Genomic DNA, 16,604 nt, shown 5'->3' with positions numbered 1-16,604 from the left:
GGAAACATGCGCTACAGCGAGGAACCCGTGGTCCGCATGCGCGCACTGCGATCGGTTTCGCTCGGAGTCCCCGATCCGCAGGCTTCGCGGGACTTCTATCACGAGGTCTGGGGACTCTCGACGGTCGAAGCCGACGCAGGGCGCTTCTGGTTGCGCGCCACAGGCGACGAGCATCATGTACTGCGATTGGTTACGGCTGAACAGAATCGGCTCGATCAGATCAGCTTCGCCGTCGAGACACCGCGGGCGATCGACGAAGCTGCACGACGATTGGAGCAGATCGGCATTCCGATTCTTCGACCACCGGGGCGACTCGAGGATGCCGCCGGTGGCTACGGGATGACGCTCGTGGACCCTGAAGGCCGAGCCATCCAACTCTCGGCCGACACGCATGCAGTCCCGCAGCAGGAACCCGCCGGACGAAGGGCGATCCCCCGAAAGGTCGCACACGTGGTGCTCAACACCACCGATATCGACCTCATGGCCGATTTCTACGTCGAAGTCCTCGGGATGCGCATCTCGGACTGGTCCGAGCATCAGATGACCTTTCTGCGATGCAATGCCGATCACCACGTCATCGCCCTCAACCAAGCACCGTGGCCGTCCGTCAACCACGTCGCCTACGAGATGCACAGTGTCGACCACTTCATGCGCGGACTCGGAAGTCTCAAACACCACGGTATCGAACCCCAGTGGGGCCCGGGACGTCACGGACCGGGAGACAACACCTTCTCCTACTTCACCGACCCGGCCGGATTGGTGTGCGAATACACGTCGGAAGTCGCCCAGGTCGACGAGGACTCGTGGCTTTGCCGCACATGGCGTCGTGTCCCCGAACTGTCCGACCAGTGGGGTACCGCCGGCCCGCCCACGACGGGCGTCCGAACCGCGATGGCCGGCCTCGCCGACCTGGGACACCGGGATGAAGTGGTCACAGGTATCGACGACTACTTCATCGGTTCAGAGTGAGTTCCTCATGATCGCGACCGAACACGCGAGTGCTGCGGACACACACGTCACCCGACATGGTGTCGCACTCGATATCCGCGGGGCCCACGACGCAGAACCGATAGTCCTGATGCACGGAATCGGGGGCAGCGCCCGCTCGAGTGCCGAGCTCGCCGTTCGTCTGACACGCCACGGCTATCGCACCATCTGCTGGGACGCACCGGGCTACGGGCGTTCGCTCGACCCGGCCGATGAGGTTCTCGACCACAGCGTGGTGCTCGAGAACGTCCTGGACGATCTCGGCATCGAGTCTGCTCACCTGTTCGGAACCTCATGGGGCGGCGTGATTGCCATGCGTGCAGCCCTCCGGAACCCTGCCCGGTTTCGCTCCCTGATCCTCGCCGACAGCACCCGAGGATCGGGCACATCGGTGGAGAAATCCTCCGCAATGCTCTCCCGCGTGACCGAACTCGAACAATTCGGAGCCGAGCACTTCGCAGAATGTCGGGCGGAGCGACTCCTCTCCCCCAGTCATCACCCGTCCGTCGAAGCAGCGGTGCGGGAGGACATGGCCACTGTCCGCATTCCCGGATACCGGGCGGCAGCCCAATTCATGGCGTCCTCGAATGTCGGGCCGGATCTGCATCGCATCTCTGCACCGACCCTCGTCCTCGTCGGAGAACACGATGTCATCACGGGGGTCGCCGAATCGCGACTGCTCGCCGACGCCATTCCCGGAGCCCGCTTCGGACTGATCCTCGAGGCGGGACACGCCGCCCTGCAGGAACAGCCCGACGCGATGGCTGCCCACATCACCACCTTCCACGAAGGAGTGCAGCAGTGAGCAAATTGATCGTCGTAACCGGAGGCGGACGTGGTCTCGGGTTCTCCATCGCCGAACGGCTTGCCGCTTCGGGAAATCGGATCGTGATCGCCGAAAAGCGTCCCGACCTCGTCGAGTCGGCGGAGAAGAATCTGCGCGGTCGAGGATACGACGTCGCGGGGATCGTCACCGACATCGCAGACCGCGATTCCGTGATTGCCCTTACGGAGCGTGTGGCCCAATTGGGAGGCGCCGACGGCCTGGTTAACAATGCCGCCCTGGCCGACGGCGTGGGTGGAGACGCGTTCTGGGAGCTCGACGAAGACTTCTTCCTGCGGGTGATGACCGTGAACAGTTATGGCACCTGGCTCGTCAGCAAGCACTTTTTCGCCCAGATGGCCGAGCGGGAGCAATCGGCGATCGTCAACGTTGCCTCGGACGCCGCGCTCTACGGCTCACCTCGCCTCGTGCACTACACGAGTTCCAAGGGAGCAGTTACGGCGATGACCCGCACGATGGCGCGAGACGGTGGACCGCACGGCCTTCGGGTCAATGCCGTGGCCCCCGGCCTTACGCGCGTCGAAGCGACCGAGACCGTGCCGGCATCGAGATACGCACTCTACGAGAACAACCGATCGCTAACTCGCGAACAGACACCCGACGATGTCGCCGGCACCGTCGAGTTCCTGTTGTCCGACGCCGCCGCCTACATCACCGGCCAGACCATCGTGGTCGACGGTGGATTCGTAATGAACTGAGAAGGAGCCGATCATGGACTTGGGTCTAGCGGGTCGCACAGTGCTCGTAACGGGTGCCAGCTCGGGTATCGGGCTTGCCACCGTCCGGTACCTCGCTGATGAAGGCGCGAATATCGTTTCCTGTGCCCGCGATGCGGACCGATTGGTCGATGCCCTTTCCACCATCGTGGGACTCGACTCCGATCGCGTTTTCACCGGAAGCTGTGACGTCACCGATCGCGCAGCCGTCGAAACGTTCGTCGGCGACGCCGTGGGGCACTTCGGTCGGATCGACGGGGTGGTCTGCAACGCTGGGCGCTCGCTCATGGCTCGGTTGCCGGACACGGCCGATGATCAAATCCGGGAAGAGTTCGACCTCAAGATCTTCGGCACCTGGAATGTCGTACGCGCAGCGCGTGAGGCACTCGCCGCGTCCACCGCCGGCGCCGTCGTGAACGTCAACGCCATACTGTCCCGTCAACCGGAAGAACGGCTCGCCGTCACATCCGCGGCACGTGCCGCGCTCCTCAACTTGACGCATACGATGGCCGGAGAACTCGCTCAGGACGGGACGCGAGTGAATTCGGTACTGCTCGGTTTGATCGACACCGGACAGTGGCGACGCCGCTTCGAGGACTCCGAGACCGATCTCGATTACGACGCCTGGAGCGCCGAGATCGCGGCCGACCGGGGCATTGCACTCGGCCGATTCGGCCGGGCCGAAGAGGTTGCCTTCCACATCGTGACTTTGCTGTCGCCCCTGAGCAGTTACACGACCGGCGCGTCGATCGACGTCGGCGGAGGCGTCAGCCGCTACCTCTGACGAGCGTTCACAACCATCGAGTACTACGGAGGACACCATGACACCCAGCAAAAGCACCGAGGGGAAGAAGCCCACGGGCGGTGACGTACTGGTCGAGGTCATGCGTCGGCACGGCGTCGACACCGCATTCGGCGTGATAAGCATCCACAACCTTCCCCTCGTCGAGGCCGTGGCTCGTGAACTCAACTTCGTCGAGATGCGCCACGAAGCCGCCGTCGTCAACGCAGCCGACGGATACGCGCGCGCGTCCGGCAAGATCGGAGTCGCGATAACCAGCACCGGTACCGGAGCAGGCAACGCCGCGGGATCGATGGTAGAAGCGTTGACCGCCGGAAGCCGGGTCCTCCATGTCACCGGACAGATCGAGAGCGAGTATCTCGGCACGTGTCGAGGCGTCATCCACGAAGTTCCCAAGCAACTCCAGATGCTCGACGCAGTATCCAAGTTCGCCAAAACTATCCTCGATGCGAAGGAAGTCGAAGCAGTTCTCGAAGAAGCCATCTCAGCGATCGACAGTGCCCCATACGGGCCGGCCAGCGTCGAATGGCCTTCCGATCTGCAGTACCTCGCACGACCCGATGAACAACGTCCGTACGAGTTCGAGCCGGCCCCATTCCCCGCGTTGGACCATACCGGTATCGCCGCGGCCGTGGCTCTGCTCGCACAGGCGAAGCGTCCCCTCATCTGGGTCGGCGGCGGAGCCGCAGGTGCACGCGACGAATTGTCCTCACTGCTCCACAAACTCGGTGCGGGCCTGTTCACCAGCAACTCCGGGCGCGCCATCGTGCCGGAGGACGACGAGCTGGTCATCGGCAACTTCGCCACACATGCGGACGCCGCGTCGCTGCTCGAGGAATCGGATCTTCTCCTGGCCATCGGAACGCACTTCCGTTCCAACGAGACCAGAAGTTACCACCTGAAACTGCCTGCAACGCAGATTCAGATCGACATCGATCCTGAAGCTGTCGGACGCGTGTACCCGGCAACCGTCGGCATCATCGGCGACGCCGCCCGGACGCTCGCCGCCATCGATGCCTCGATCACCCACACAGCAGCCGAAGCCAACTGGGCGGAGAAGGTGACGGACACCCGACACGGGGTGCGCTCGAGTCTGAAAGCTTTCATCGGTGGTTACGCCGAAATCTGCGAAGGTCTCCGCACGGTGCTGCCTCGTGAATCCGTCGTCGCACGCGACGTGACCATTCCGTCCAGTCAATGGGGAAACAGGCTACTTCCCTTCTACGAACGAGGCACCAACATCTTCCCGCTAGGCGGCGGAATCGGCCAGGGGCTGGCTATGGGTATCGGAGCTGCTCTCGCACGTCCACATGTGCCCACCGTCGTGATCGCCGGCGACGGTGGTCTCGCCGTTCATCTCGGTGAGCTCGCCTCGCTGGCGGGCAGCGGCGCGTGGTGCACAGTCGTCGTCTTCAACGACGGCGGTTACGGAGTGCTGCGAAACATGCAGGAATCCAATGGCTTCGATCGCGCAGGCGTCGACCTCTACACACCTCGGTTCGATCTGCTCGCTGCTTCGATGGATCTGCCCTACGAAATCGTCCAAGGCCCAGGACATTTCGAGAAGGCGCTGCGCGAGGCGATCGAAACCCACGGTCCCGCACTGATCGAGGTCGATGTCGCCGCAGTGACACCTACGCCGGGCGCGTTCACTCCGCCGGTCCACATCCCTGTCGCAGAGGACCGAAGGTGAGCAGCGTGGGTGCAAGCACCATTGTCCCGGGGCGGAACGTCGTCGACGACGAACGGCGGGAACCTATCCTCTGCGTCCACGACGGCCCCGGAGTGACCGACCACTTCGCCGACCAGATCCGCGCACTCGCTGCGCTCCCCATCGGCACCCAAACGGTGCTCGATATCGCCGAGACCGACTCCTTGGAACGGTGGCTGGACGAAGTGACAGGAGGATTCGTCGAGCATGGCCGGTCTCATCTGCTGGCCACCGGGCCCGCAGCCTACGGTGCGATCGTGTTCGCGACCCGCCGGCCCGAACTCGTTCTCAGTCTTCTTCTCGGCGATCCCGCTGTGCCATCGGAATCCGAGGACTACCGGGATCTCCTACGGACGGTCGTTGCACCGACCCTCGTCATCGCATCGGTACCCGAGGCCGGTGACGAGACCTGTCTCGAACAGCCCCAAACCATCGCCGGTGGCATCGACAACGGCGTCTTCGTGGTCATCGACGGTTGCCGCGTCCCTGCCCATCAAGAGCGGCCGACGTCGTTCAACGAATGGGTCACCTCGTTCACCATCATCGCCGAGGGTCTCGCAGACTCCGGTGCTCCACCCGCTTACAGCTCGAACCGACAGGAGAACCCACGTGCCTGACTCGACTACTCAGTACCTCGATGCGCACCAGACACACCTCGAGCCATTCACCCCTTACGAAATGAAGCTCTCCGGTTCGATCATGGAGGTCTTCGGCAAGGGCATCCATGACCTACCCGGTCTCGTTGCCAGCCTGAATGGTCTTGGTCTGCACGCACCCGATGGAGGGGACTGGACCGAAGAGAACTTCCGTGCCGAGATGCGACGTTTGGGAGAGTGACATGACCACGATTACAACCACTACCGCTTCAACGACCGGCACCGGAGGCGGCTCCCGCCGCGCAGTGGGTATCCGCGGCGAGATGACTGCCGACGATCTGGCAAAGTACGGCCTGCGCGACCGCTGGTACCCCATTCTTCCCTCTCGCATGGTCGGGTCCGGGGAGATGAAGAAGGTCAAGCGACTCAATATCGACTGGCTGCTGTTCCGTGACGCGCAGGGCGTCGTTCACATGCTCGAAGATCGGTGTCCCCATCGCAGCGCCCCGCTGTCCGTCGGACAGCACCTCGGCGATCGGGTCGCGTGCGCGTACCACGGCGTCCAGGTCGACGGCACCGGCAAGGTCGTTTCGGTCCCCGGCATGCCGGGTTGCGCTCTCGAAGGCAAGCAGGCCACAGTGTCGCTGAAGGTTGTCGAAGCCGCCGACACCATCTTCGCGTTCGTCCCGCTCACCGCCGACTCCGAACCGACTCCATTCATTCTGCCTGACCGCCTCGCGTCACCTGAACACTCGTGGTTTCCCAACTACGCCGAGTGGGCGGGCCCGTGGCGGTTCTACATGGACAATGTTCTCGACCCCATGCATGGTGCGTTCCTGCATCGCGATTCGCACTCGATGTTTGCAGGAGACACCTCTGCACGCTTCCGAATCCGTGAAACCGACCGCGGCTTCTTCTTCGAGAAGACCGACCAGCGTGGCAAGAACTTCGACTGGGTCGAGTACGTCCGCGGATCCATGGACTACGTCGACCTGGAGATTCCATACGCCGAAAATGCCGGCCCCGGAGGAGTCTTCGGAATCGTGGGTATGTCCTGCCCCGTCGACGAGCACAACTCGGCGATCTTCCACTGGCGCACCCGCAAAGTGCAGGGATGGGAGCGAGAGGTGTGGCGCTTCCTGTATCGCACGCGCCTCGAGGCAAAACACTGGGAGGTTCTCGAGCAGGATCGTGTCGTGCTCGAAGTACTCGCCGACGACGCCGATGTCGACGAACACCTCTACCAGCACGACCTCGGGGTGTCGCGCATCCGGCGCATCTACCGGGCGGATGCGAAGAAGCAGGCCGCGATCCTGGCCGGTGAGCTCGTATGACCACTACTGAAACCGCGACTATTCCGGCGGACATGAATACCTCCGGTTCGGGCACCTTGATGCTGACGGTGTTCCTACGGCACGACCAGTCGCAGAACATGGGCGAACTGCAGGGCAAACTCGACGAAGCCGACTGGTGGCACGGATTCCCGCCCGAAGGTTGCGAGATCGTGTCATGGGTGGTCGCGATGGGCCTGGGCCAGATCGTCACGCTCCGGCTTCCGGCATCGAAGTTGAATTCGGTGAACGTGGAACTCGAACGACGCGCATGGGGCGTGTTCACCACCGAGTTTTACCCGACTTACGACTTCGTTCCCGTCCGGGAACGTTTGACCCGCGAATCGGATGCACGGACGGCCACGACATGACTCGCATTTCCGCTATCGGCGTCCCGGACGCTCCCCGGCCCGGCATGTTCTCCAACGCGCGGGTCGTTGGCGACAGATTTTTCATCTCCGGCATGCATGCCGGTTCGCCCGAGGGTGTGGTGGGCCGTGAGGACGCCTATGCACAGGCGGTCGAGGCCTTCCGACGTGTACAGGAATTGACCGAAGCCTGCGGGGCGGTCGTCGACGACATCCTCGTCCTACGGGTGTACCTCACCGATATCGCCGACAAGGTTGCCGTTGGTCGCGCTCGCGCGGAAATGTTCGTCGGCGATTTCCCGTGTTCCACTCTCGTGCAGGTGTGCGCGTTGGTCGAACCCGGACTCAAGGTTGAGATCGAAGCGGAAGGCATTGTCGGCGGGTCGCGTCCGAGCGTATGAAAGCTCCGATGAGGGAATCCGCTCTACAGCGCGAGTCCGTTCGGCGGCGCCGCTAGAAGTCGCGCATTTCGCCCTCGATCGAGCCTTCGCCACTATGCGCGTTGGTTGCCAGGATCATCACACCTGGCAACCAACGCGATGATCAGGGACTGCAATCCTGTCGACGGGTCCGTTCGAGGAAACCCCGGGAAAACGGCACCGCCTGATCATTTACGTCGACGTCACGGGCACAATCCTCGGCCGCCACAATGCGGGGCGCGCCTGGGGCGGGGTGCACCGTACGGTGGGATGGCAGGCGCGAGTGCTCGCCGCAGTCGCGCAGTGCTCACCCGCAAGGCTCAACCGGTTGGCCAACAAGTGGGTGACACGCCGCTGACAACCGGTCGAGAGCAGGATCGGCATCTCGTCGCGGCAGATCTCGACGATTGGTTGGTCGGTTCGCGGCGCACTGCAAGGCTGGTCACTGCACTCCTCGACCAGGCGCGAACAAGTGAGGAAGCTCGCCCTTCTGCACGCGAACGGCGCCGTCCGCCGCACGCAATGATCAGCTGAAATGATCCTTGTAGATCTGCCCGTGAACGCCCACGGTCCGGTCGACGACCTGCGACACCGTGAAGTCGGCCGCTGCCGAGAGATACGCGTACGCGGTCGCGCGGTCCATGCCCTGGTCCTTTTCGAGGAAGTCCAGAGCATTGACGACAGCCCGCCGCATCGCGATATCGAGATCGCTGCTCTGACCGTCGATCGCGCCGTCGGGATCGGACAGCCCGATGGGGATCCAAGAGTCGGTTGTTTCCGCGAACGGGTAGCCGTAGGCGACACTCGGTGCATCTCCTGACCCGGGCTTGCAGACGGTCAGTCGGAAGGTCCCGCGCAGTGAACCTTCCATTGCGGTGAGCGCCACTTCACCGTCCCCCATTGCCATGTGCGGGTCGCCGACGTAGAAGAGTGCGCCGGGGGCGAAGACGGGCAGGTAGAAGGAAGAACCTTCGCCCAGCAACCGGATATCGATGTTGCCACCACCCAGTGTCGGCGGAATCGAGTTCGAGTTGGGTGAGGTCGGATCGACGTCGGTGGAAAATGCGACGCCCATCATGCCCATGAACGGGCGGAGTGGAAACCGGACGCGGGAGTTCTGCCCGAAGGGCATGACGCCCAGCCCGTTTTCGATGGTCGTGAAGACCGATACGTTGCCGTGCGAGGTGGGATCGGCACCGGTTCGCCCGTCTGTGGAGACCGGTGGCATCACCTCGGCGATCTCGATACCCGCGGGTGCGCCACCGTCACCGGTCCTCGCAAGCGCACCCTTGCCGTGCCGACTGGAGACGACACCGTACGGAACTCGGGGGATGATCTCCAAGGTCTCGATCTTGAGGACATCGCCGGGTTCGGCACCTTCGACGAAGACCGGTCCGGTGACTACGTGGGGTCCATCCTTGCCGAAATCACGTGGTGTGCGGTTGTATTCGGCGGCGATCGCCGCAGCGTCCTGGAGCACGTCGCCGGCGGCGACACCTTTCGTACCGAAGTAGTCGATGGGGTTGCGGCCCTGGTCTTCGAGTATTCCCTCGTGGGAGACGGTGTCGATGGTGATTGTCTGTCCCGACCTCATCTGGACCACCGGACTGGTGTGCACATTCGGCACGTAGCCCCAGAGCACTTCGTCGGGGAGCGATCCCAGGTATATGTCGCCGGACCGGTCACCTTGGCCCGGCTGCAGGATCGGAATCCCGCCCGCATACGGCAGAGCAGGTGAGGAAACTGTCGGTCCCGCTGATGCGTCCGAGCACGCCGCGGCTGCCCCTGCCACACCCACGCCGGCACCGACCGCTACCACGCTCTGAATGAAACGGCGACGGCCGAGACCCCTCGTGAGAAGTTCTGCCGCATTCCGTGAGAACTGTTCAGGCACAATGAGCCTCCGGTCGGTGTCGGAGCGACCAGGCTACCGAGACCATGTTTCGTCCCCATTGCAGCCCGGTTCACAGAACACGCGGGGTTGTTCACGGGCCAACAGGTTTGAAACAAAGAGAACAGCTACAGACCCGCAGCTGGATGCGTGGTCGTCGTGCCCGGCGACTCCTCGAAAGCGCCGGTGTGGGCAGGGGAACCCTTGACCTTGACCTTGCGTCATAGTTGAGACTTGATTCATGCGAATAGGCCAGCTCGCCGAATTTGCCGGCACAACGACGCGGACCGTGCGGCACTACCACCGACTCGGCCTGCTGAACGAGCCGCGGCGTCGATCCAACGGCTACCGTGAATACACCCTCACCGACGCTGTCCGCTTGATGCGAATCCGCTGGCTGGCGACCAGTGGAGTTCCTCTCGGGTCGGTCGCCGCCATCCTCTCCGACGAAAGATCGAGTGAAGACGAACGCGACGTCGCCGCGGACCTTCGGGCTTTGATCGCCGGCATCGAGAAGGAACAGAACATCCTCGCACGCAAGAAGATGCAGCTCACCGCGATGCTCGCCGAGGTTGATCGCGGCAATCCGATCTCAGCGCTGCCCGCGGGACTGGCCACGGCCTTGTCCGACGCCATCGACGGCGCTCCGTCCGTCGAGGTCGGTTCGGCTCTTCGGCTGGACCGGGACCTCGTCGAAGTCCTCTCGATGTCGGGGAGCGCGCCCGAGTTCCTGCTCACGGGCTACGAGGCAACGATGATCGACGACCTCCGGCGCGAGCGGTACCTGAAGCTACTTGCGCACTGGTCACAACTCGAAGGGTGCAGCCCGGACTCGGTCGAGTCGGAGATCGATGCACTCGCAACCCGACTTCTCGAGTTCTTCGATCAACAGCAGATGGGGATCATCGAGCCCTCCGACGGTGCCGACGAGGAGGGTGGCGGGGTTGCCGGGACTTTGGCGCTCGACGAACTGATTCCCGACCCCGCACAACGTGAGGTCATTCTCCGGGTGCAGCGAGAACTGTTCACCCGGTCCTCCAATCCGGAGGACATCTGATGGTGATCGACCGGATACGACGATTCGAACGAGTGACGCAAGTGGTGACGGCGGTCGTTCTCGTTGTCGACGCCACCTTGTTGGTGGCCGGTGTGATCAGTACGCGTCAGGCGGTGCTGTTGTTCGTGGCAGTGGAGGTTCCTCTCGGGTGCGCGGTGATCATCGCGTTTCTCCTCGCGATCGTGATTCAGTGCCGCAACGGTGCCGGGCTTCGGGACGCGGTCGCGACCGCGCTCGGCCATTCTCCGATCCGGTTGTTCATCCGCGCCGAGATCAGGGCGTACCGAGCGCTGTGGCTGTGGATCCGTGGACGTCATTCGGGAGTCGAACCGGGCGCGACCGTTCTCGGTGCGCACAAAGGAACGCTCGTGCTGCCGGTGGCCTTCGCGGTCGCAACCGTCGTCGAGATCGTGGTGCTGCATCTGCTTCTGCCGTGGATGTGGCTTCGAGTGAGCCTCGCGGTCGTCTCGGTCTGGTCGATGGTCGTGCTGTTCGGCTACTTGGCGATTCATCGCACCAACCCGCACTACCTGACCGACACGTCGCTTGTTCTCCGTCAATCCGGCTCGGTGGTGGCTGTTGTCGATCGGGTCGACATCGAATCGGTCACCGTCGGCCGCCGCTTCACCGAGACCGCGCCGGCAATCAAGGACGATCGCCTGTACCTCCCCAACCCCGACGGGACGAACGTCGATCTGACTCTTGCCCGCCCGGTCCCCGCTCGACTCCCCGCTCTCCTACCCTCCCGGCGAAAAACCGAAAAGATCAGTCGCATCAGCGTGTACGTCGACGAACCGACCCGGATGCGCACAATGCTGACCCGTCGTGATGACGAATCCGCCGCAACGTCCGATACGTCGAATCGCCGGTCAGCGACTCGGGACTGAACGCCGGCCGACGCGACTTTCGCCGTCACCTCACACCCGGTCGAGCGGTTGCGCTGCAGCCAGGTTGGCGGCCAAGTATCCGAAGGCGGTCGGAAGATCAGCGACGACGCCGACATGATGCTCGAGCACTTCAAGCATCCGGCCGGCAGTGGATGCACCTGCAAACTCGTGCCGAAGGTACCTCGAATCGGCTCCGAACCGCTTGTGGGCACGCTTGGCAGCTCAGAAGCCTACCCACATCGCCAATCGACGAGTCACGGGCAGATAATGCTCGTGATCGTCTCCGACCGGGCGTTGATCATCCGCGACCCGATCTTCGGATCCTTCGCCCACGACGGCAAACCCCATGTGACCTGGGAGTTGACCATTCGGACAGGTTAGGCACCGGGTTCGTCGCGGGGCGCGCGTTCGAGCACCACGTTCACCTGCTGTGTCGGGGCGACGTTGTACGACGGCGGCAGCTCCTCCCCCACCGCCGCGGCCGCGTCATACACCGCGAGCAGATCACCTCCAGTGCTGGGGGAAGGCAGATATCGGGGTGGGACTTGCATATCGTCCACACACGATCAGACCTCCGCCCTCGCAGGTACACCACAAACGCTAGTCGTGACCACCGACGGCTCCCGAGAGCTGGGAAGAGAACAGGGCGTTGAACTGCATTGATGACACGTCCCTGCGTGTCGCCGCAGTCGGTTCGCCAGCTGGTTCTCTCATCGATCAGCTTTACATGCTGTGCTTCAACCACCGCTCGGCACCAAGCACCCGAAGGGTGGACGGGTCGAGTATCGCGTCCCACCGGCTCCCGCTGAATCCGGTCGGAAGGTGGATCGAGAAGGCCAGCACCCGACCGGACTCACGCAACGCGTCGAGATATTCGTTATGTCCGTACACATCCCAGTACTTCGCGTAGTACGACACCGGGCGTTTGGACTTTCGTTCCCGCGCGCTCTGTGCGTCGATGAGCGTTGTGAACACCCGGAATCCGGCCCGCGCACGGTAGTCGAGCAGATCTATGCGAAACGCTTCGAGCGGGCCCGGCCACGGCCCCTGTCCCATCACCTCGACGATCTCGTCCACCTGAACGGTCCGCTCCTGGGGCTCCTCGGCGCGCTCCGGTGCCCGATAGGTCCCGGTCGAGTCCGAGGCCGCCGTGAAGTCCTTGAGACTCAGATTGCCTAGCAACAGGTTGGAGGCGACAGAGGCCACCGCGTCCGCGGAGACCCGCAGTCTGCTCGATGGTTTAGCGGCGGCGATGATCAGAAACGGATGCTCCAGGTCCTCGATGGTCCGCTCGTCCGCCACGGCAACGAACAGATAGCCCGGATCGTCCTCGTTGAGGCGGGCCAACAGCTCGTCCACATCCACACCATCGAACTCCGGGCCTTCGACGACAGTCAGCGGATCGGTGCGCTCAGACCCGACACCCAGTGCCCCCTGCACGATCTCGGTCCACACTTCGTCGTTGCTGTACTCGAGCCGGAACAAGGGAAACTCAACGTCGGGGAAGGACACAGCACTCTCCATTCTGCAAGGGCATCACACGGACCACAAAACACGATGCCGTTCGTGGCGACAATTATTAATCCTCGGTCACCACGAACGGCATCTGCATCAAGCCGCAGTGAATATCAGCTCAGTGTGAACGATCCCACCTGCGTTTGCCCGTCCTCGTCGAAAAGCGGAACAGTTCGTCCAGCGTTCGCACCGGCGCTGGCTTCCTCTGGATTCGCAGCAGGAGCCTCGACCAAATCGGACTTGCGAACGAAACCCAGTGTCGTCCCGTCATCTCCGATCGCCGCTACCAGGTCCGGAAGGTCCGCCTCCGTCGTGGCTGACGCACCAGATCCATAGGTGAGGCCATCCGCGTTCGTGCCGCTGGGGATCGACGCCGGGGTGACTTCGGGTTCAGTGGTCGAGCTGCGGGCTGCCGCGGGTTCCCACCACAGCGGATCGGTCGGGAACGTCAGTGCTTCCTTGTAGGTGCTGGTGCCGTCCCACACTGCGGTGAATCCATGGCTGTTGTACCAACCAGCTCCACAGGTGTTCGTCGTGCCGTATGTGAACTGAGCGACCGGCCCGGTGTTGTACCTGTAGGTGGTCGCTTCACACAACGCTCCGCTACTGAACAACCGCGCCCGTACACCGATCTCGCCACTGGGGACGGTCTGGCCGAATGATGAGTAGATCTTCGATTCTGCCCTCAGGTTCGGGGAATTGATGATCGTCGAGGTATTCAGAAATATCACCCCAGCACTATTGGATCCGGCCGGGCCAAAAGCAGAATGCCCACCGGACGGACGGGATGGCGGGCGCGATATTCCCGTAGAGCACGCTCGGCGCGGTCGGCAGCGTAGCTTTCACGTGTGGACCTACCGATGTCCGTGTGAATCTCACGGTCGAGGAAGGAGCGATGTGACAGGTCAGAAGCAACGCATGCTGGCGGGCGAACTGTATATCGCGGACGACCCCGAACTCGTTGCCGACGCGTCGCGCGCAGCGGAACTGAGCGAGAAGTTCAATTCGTCGAGCGTCACGGATCCCGCAGCCCGGCGAGCGATCTTGGCGGCCCTGGTCGGATCATTGGGCGAGGGTGCCGAAGTGCGCGCCCCGCTGTATGTGGACTACGGATACAACATCACGATCGGGCCGCGAACCTTCGTCAACTTCGGAGCGGTCATGCTGGACGTCGCGCGGATCTCGATCGGCGCCGATGTGCAGATCGGACCCAACGTCCAGTTGCTCACACCCACCCACCCTCTCGATGCCGAACTGCGGCGCGCGAAATGGGAAGCTGCCGAACCGATCACCATCGGCGACAACGTGTGGCTGGGGGGCGGCGTGATCGTCTGTCCCGGAGTGACGATCGGCGAGAACACTGTTGTCGGGGCCGGAGCGGTGGTGACGCGCGATCTGCCGCCGAACGTGGTGGCTGCGGGCGTGCCCGCCCGCGTCGTCCGGCAGGTACCACCTTCCTCGCCGAATTCGGACCTCTGATCGCCTTCCGGTCAGCGTTGCTCGTTGCGGGACGAATCGATGATGCCGTGGCGTGAACACCGCGCCCACCATCCGTCGGGGATGACCTGCACGACCATCCGCCGACCACACAGCGTGCAGTACCGGGGTGGTTCGAGACCCAGCCGAACTCCCCGGCGGCTCTCGACCTCGAGACCGTCGACGAGTTCGGCACCGGTGTACGCGTCGAACACGTCAGATACTTTCGCCGAGTGCCTTGATCGGCATCCGCAGATCGACGAGCAGGTCGAGGTCGGTTTCGGCACGACGCCCGAGGGTGGTGAGGTAGTTGCCGACGATGACGGCGTTGACGCCGCCGAGCATGCCCTGCTTCGCACCGAGATCACCGAGGGTGATTTCGCGGCCGCCGGCGAACCGGAGGATGGTGCGCGGCAGGGCGAGCCGGAATGCCGCAATCGCCTTGAGTGCCTCGGTGGCCGGGAGCACCTCCCGATCCGCAAACGGCGTGCCGGGCCGCGGATCGAGGAAGTTCAGCGGCACCTCGTCGGGTTCGACCGACGCGAGGTCAGCCGCGAATTCTGCTCGCTGCTCCAAGGTTTCGCCCATCCCGAGAATGCCGCCGCAGCACACCTCCATGCCGGCCTCTTTCACCATGCGGAGTGTCTCGAATCGTTCCTCCCAGGTGTGGGTGGTGACGACGTGGTTGAAGTACGAGCGCGCGGTTTCGAGGTTGTGGTTGTAGCGGTGGACGCCCATGGCCGCGAGTTGGTCGACCTGGTCCTGGGTGAGCATGCCGAGGGAACACGCGACCTGGATGTCGACCTCGTTGCGAATCGCCTCGACGCCGGCGGCGACCTGGGCCATCAACCGCTCGTCGGGGCCGCGCACGGCGGCGACGATGCAGAACTCGGTGGCGCCGGTCTTGGCAGTCTGCTTGGCGGCTTCCACGAGCGACGGGATGTCGAGGCGCGCGGCGCGCACCGGTGAGGCGAACAGGCCGGACTGGGAGCAGAAGTGGCAGTCCTCGGGGCAGCCGCCGGTCTTGAGGCTGACGATGCCTTCGACCTCCACCTCCGGTCCGCACCACGCCATGCGGACGTCGTGCGCGACGTCGAGTAGTTCCTCGAGCCGGGAGTCGGGCAGGCGGAGCACGTCGAGCATCCGGTCGCGGTCGAACCCGACCCCGCCCCGGAGTACCTGGTCGCGAGCGAGGTCGAGGATGTCGGTGCGAGCGGGCGCCTGGGTCACTGCGTCTCCTGACATGAGAAAACTTGAACGGTGTTCAATTGAACGGCGTTCAGGTTAGGTGGGGGGTCCGATACTGTCAACGGGAGGCCCAGACACAGCGGGACGGACAGGAGCGGACACGGTGCAGTTGCGACGCGGCGACGTTCTCGACGGCGCCATGGCGATCCTCGACGAATACGGGCTCGGCGACCTCACAATGCGCAAGCTCGCCACCTCGCTCGGCGTTCAGCCCGGCGCGCTGTACTGGCATTTCCCCAACAAACAGACTCTTCTCGGCGCGATGGCCGACCGCATCCTCGACGGCGTCGACGCGGAACCGGACTCCCCCGACTGGGACGATGCGCTCACCGAACTCGCCCACCGGTTGCGCTCCGCTCTGCTCGCCCATCGCGACGGCGCCGAACTCGTCGCATCCACCTACGCGTCGCGGCTGACCACTTCCCGCGCCCGCGATGCGTTCGTCGCCGCGGCGCAGCGCGGAGGGCTTTCCCGCGCGCACGCCGAACTCGCCGGTTACGCGCTGCTGCACTATGTACTCGGCCACACCGTCGACGAGCAGTCCCGCGCGCAACTCGCCGAACTCGGCGCGCTGACGCGGGGGCCGGTATCGCCCGATGTCGCGACGGAGACGGCGCCGACCTCGGACGACGATCTCCTCGACGGTGATCCCGCCATCCGTTTCGACTTCGGCCTGACACTCTTCGTCGACGGCATCCGGAGGCGTTTGAACACCCGTGCCACATCCTGACGATTCGGTCGCTGTCGGAACCCTGC

The 16,604-nt window shown here is 63.7% G+C and carries 19 protein-coding genes and 1 pseudogene; 14 read left to right on the top strand and 6 right to left on the bottom strand.

Features of this window, described 5'->3' with window-relative positions:
- Nucleotides 1-6 precede the first annotated feature (6 nt).
- From HF886_RS18460 to HF886_RS18415, 10 genes are read left to right on the top strand one after another with little or no spacing between them, the layout of a single operon-like run.
- Entirely contained in the window at nucleotides 7-969 is a 963-nt protein-coding gene (locus tag HF886_RS18460; protein WP_169653106.1) for a VOC family protein, read from the top strand.
- 7 nt (nucleotides 970-976) lie between these two features.
- Nucleotides 977-1,792 (top strand): alpha/beta fold hydrolase, encoded by an 816-nt coding sequence (locus tag HF886_RS18455; protein ID WP_169653105.1) that lies wholly within the window; start codon nucleotides 977-979, stop codon nucleotides 1,790-1,792.
- On the top strand, nucleotides 1,789-2,529 hold the full coding sequence (locus tag HF886_RS18450; protein WP_169653104.1) for an SDR family oxidoreductase: 741 nt from the start codon (nucleotides 1,789-1,791) through the stop codon (nucleotides 2,527-2,529). The genes HF886_RS18455 and HF886_RS18450 overlap by 4 nt, the downstream gene beginning before the upstream one ends.
- Nucleotides 2,530-2,542: 13 nt before the next feature.
- Nucleotides 2,543-3,331 carry an SDR family oxidoreductase gene (locus tag HF886_RS18445; protein ID WP_169653103.1) on the top strand — a complete coding sequence of 263 codons (789 nt, stop codon included), beginning with the start codon at nucleotides 2,543-2,545 and terminating at the stop codon, nucleotides 3,329-3,331.
- A gap of 37 nt (nucleotides 3,332-3,368) precedes the next feature.
- The gene (locus HF886_RS18440) at nucleotides 3,369-5,042 is read left to right on the top strand and encodes a thiamine pyrophosphate-binding protein (protein WP_169653102.1); all 1,674 of its coding nucleotides are present in this window, start codon (nucleotides 3,369-3,371) and stop codon (nucleotides 5,040-5,042) included.
- A 5-nt stretch (nucleotides 5,043-5,047) separates the two neighbouring features.
- Nucleotides 5,048-5,677, top strand: coding sequence for an alpha/beta hydrolase (locus HF886_RS18435; protein WP_169653101.1), 630 nt, complete (start codon nucleotides 5,048-5,050; stop codon nucleotides 5,675-5,677).
- Entirely contained in the window at nucleotides 5,670-5,897 is a 228-nt protein-coding gene (locus tag HF886_RS18430; RefSeq protein ID WP_169653100.1) for a recombinase-like helix-turn-helix domain-containing protein, read from the top strand. The genes HF886_RS18435 and HF886_RS18430 overlap by 8 nt, the downstream gene beginning before the upstream one ends.
- Nucleotide 5,898: 1 nt before the next feature.
- Entirely contained in the window at nucleotides 5,899-6,990 is a 1,092-nt protein-coding gene (locus HF886_RS18425; RefSeq protein WP_169653099.1) for a Rieske 2Fe-2S domain-containing protein, read from the top strand.
- Nucleotides 6,991-7,022: 32 nt separating this feature from the next.
- Entirely contained in the window at nucleotides 7,023-7,358 is a 336-nt protein-coding gene (locus tag HF886_RS18420; RefSeq protein ID WP_169653127.1) for a hypothetical protein, read from the top strand.
- Nucleotides 7,355-7,756, top strand: coding sequence for a RidA family protein (locus tag HF886_RS18415; RefSeq protein WP_169653098.1), 402 nt, complete (start codon nucleotides 7,355-7,357; stop codon nucleotides 7,754-7,756). Before HF886_RS18420 ends, HF886_RS18415 begins: the two co-directional genes overlap by 4 nt.
- Nucleotides 7,757-8,300: 544 nt before the next feature.
- On the opposite strand, the gene HF886_RS18410 is transcribed toward HF886_RS18415, so the two are convergent.
- The gene (locus HF886_RS18410) at nucleotides 8,301-9,668 is read right to left on the bottom strand and encodes an acetamidase/formamidase family protein (protein WP_169653097.1); all 1,368 of its coding nucleotides are present in this window, start codon (nucleotides 9,666-9,668) and stop codon (nucleotides 8,301-8,303) included.
- Between the two features lie 238 nt (nucleotides 9,669-9,906).
- Here HF886_RS18410 and HF886_RS18405 point away from each other — a divergent pair, with 238 nt between their 5' ends.
- On the top strand, nucleotides 9,907-10,722 hold the full coding sequence (locus HF886_RS18405) for a MerR family transcriptional regulator (RefSeq protein ID WP_206036637.1): 816 nt from the start codon (nucleotides 9,907-9,909) through the stop codon (nucleotides 10,720-10,722).
- A 32-nt stretch (nucleotides 10,723-10,754) separates the two neighbouring features.
- The gene (locus tag HF886_RS18400; protein WP_206038912.1) at nucleotides 10,755-11,609 is read left to right on the top strand and encodes a hypothetical protein; all 855 of its coding nucleotides are present in this window, start codon (nucleotides 10,755-10,757) and stop codon (nucleotides 11,607-11,609) included.
- A 272-nt stretch (nucleotides 11,610-11,881) separates the two neighbouring features.
- Here the strand turns inward: HF886_RS18400 and HF886_RS18395 are convergent.
- The 3 genes and pseudogenes from HF886_RS18395 to HF886_RS18385 form a co-directional block, all read right to left on the bottom strand.
- Nucleotides 11,882-12,160: pseudogene (locus HF886_RS18395) on the bottom strand (SOS response-associated peptidase family protein); the annotation flags it as partial.
- A 172-nt stretch (nucleotides 12,161-12,332) separates the two neighbouring features.
- The gene (locus tag HF886_RS18390; RefSeq protein WP_169653096.1) at nucleotides 12,333-13,121 is read right to left on the bottom strand and encodes a hypothetical protein; all 789 of its coding nucleotides are present in this window, start codon (nucleotides 13,119-13,121) and stop codon (nucleotides 12,333-12,335) included.
- Nucleotides 13,122-13,237: 116 nt separating this feature from the next.
- Nucleotides 13,238-13,855: a hypothetical protein gene (locus HF886_RS18385; RefSeq protein WP_169620106.1), complete on the bottom strand. Its 618-nt coding sequence runs from the start codon at nucleotides 13,853-13,855 to the stop codon at nucleotides 13,238-13,240.
- 166 nt (nucleotides 13,856-14,021) lie between these two features.
- Between HF886_RS18385 and HF886_RS18380 the strand changes: the two genes are divergently transcribed.
- Nucleotides 14,022-14,603: a sugar O-acetyltransferase gene (locus HF886_RS18380; RefSeq protein ID WP_346765407.1), complete on the top strand. Its 582-nt coding sequence runs from the start codon at nucleotides 14,022-14,024 to the stop codon at nucleotides 14,601-14,603.
- A gap of 11 nt (nucleotides 14,604-14,614) precedes the next feature.
- Here the strand turns inward: HF886_RS18380 and HF886_RS18375 are convergent, their stop codons facing one another.
- Complete coding sequence (locus HF886_RS18375; protein ID WP_206036753.1) at nucleotides 14,615-14,815, bottom strand: hypothetical protein; 201 nt, start codon at nucleotides 14,813-14,815, stop codon at nucleotides 14,615-14,617.
- 1 nt (nucleotide 14,816) lies between these two features.
- Nucleotides 14,817-15,830: a biotin synthase BioB gene (gene bioB, locus HF886_RS18370; protein ID WP_169653095.1), complete on the bottom strand. Its 1,014-nt coding sequence runs from the start codon at nucleotides 15,828-15,830 to the stop codon at nucleotides 14,817-14,819.
- Nucleotides 15,831-15,951: 121 nt separating this feature from the next.
- Here bioB and HF886_RS18365 point away from each other — a divergent pair, with 121 nt between their 5' ends.
- On the top strand, nucleotides 15,952-16,578 hold the full coding sequence (locus tag HF886_RS18365) for a TetR/AcrR family transcriptional regulator C-terminal domain-containing protein (protein WP_169620109.1): 627 nt from the start codon (nucleotides 15,952-15,954) through the stop codon (nucleotides 16,576-16,578).
- Nucleotides 16,579-16,604 lie beyond the last annotated feature (26 nt).

The organism is Rhodococcus sp. 105337 (assembly GCF_012844225.1).
Taxonomy (GTDB): domain Bacteria; phylum Actinomycetota; class Actinomycetes; order Mycobacteriales; family Mycobacteriaceae; genus Rhodococcus.
The sequence above is the reverse complement of the archived record's forward strand: the minus strand, read 5'-3'. Positions and strand labels throughout refer to the sequence as shown.

Excerpts from the sequence above, each read along its gene's own strand:
- HF886_RS18460 (WP_169653106.1), top strand. The coding sequence starts at position 7 with ATGCGCTACAGCGAGGAACCCGTGGTCCGCATGCGCGCACTGCGATCG.
- HF886_RS18455 (WP_169653105.1), top strand. The coding sequence starts at position 977 with ATGATCGCGACCGAACACGCGAGTGCTGCGGACACACACGTCACCCGA.
- HF886_RS18445 (WP_169653103.1), top strand. The coding sequence starts at position 2,543 with ATGGACTTGGGTCTAGCGGGTCGCACAGTGCTCGTAACGGGTGCCAGC.
- HF886_RS18440 (WP_169653102.1), top strand. The coding sequence starts at position 3,369 with ATGACACCCAGCAAAAGCACCGAGGGGAAGAAGCCCACGGGCGGTGAC.
- HF886_RS18425 (WP_169653099.1), top strand. The coding sequence starts at position 5,899 with ATGACCACGATTACAACCACTACCGCTTCAACGACCGGCACCGGAGGC.
- HF886_RS18420 (WP_169653127.1), top strand. The coding sequence starts at position 7,023 with ATGAATACCTCCGGTTCGGGCACCTTGATGCTGACGGTGTTCCTACGG.
- HF886_RS18415 (WP_169653098.1), top strand. The coding sequence starts at position 7,355 with ATGACTCGCATTTCCGCTATCGGCGTCCCGGACGCTCCCCGGCCCGGC.
- HF886_RS18405 (WP_206036637.1), top strand. The coding sequence starts at position 9,907 with ATGCGAATAGGCCAGCTCGCCGAATTTGCCGGCACAACGACGCGGACC.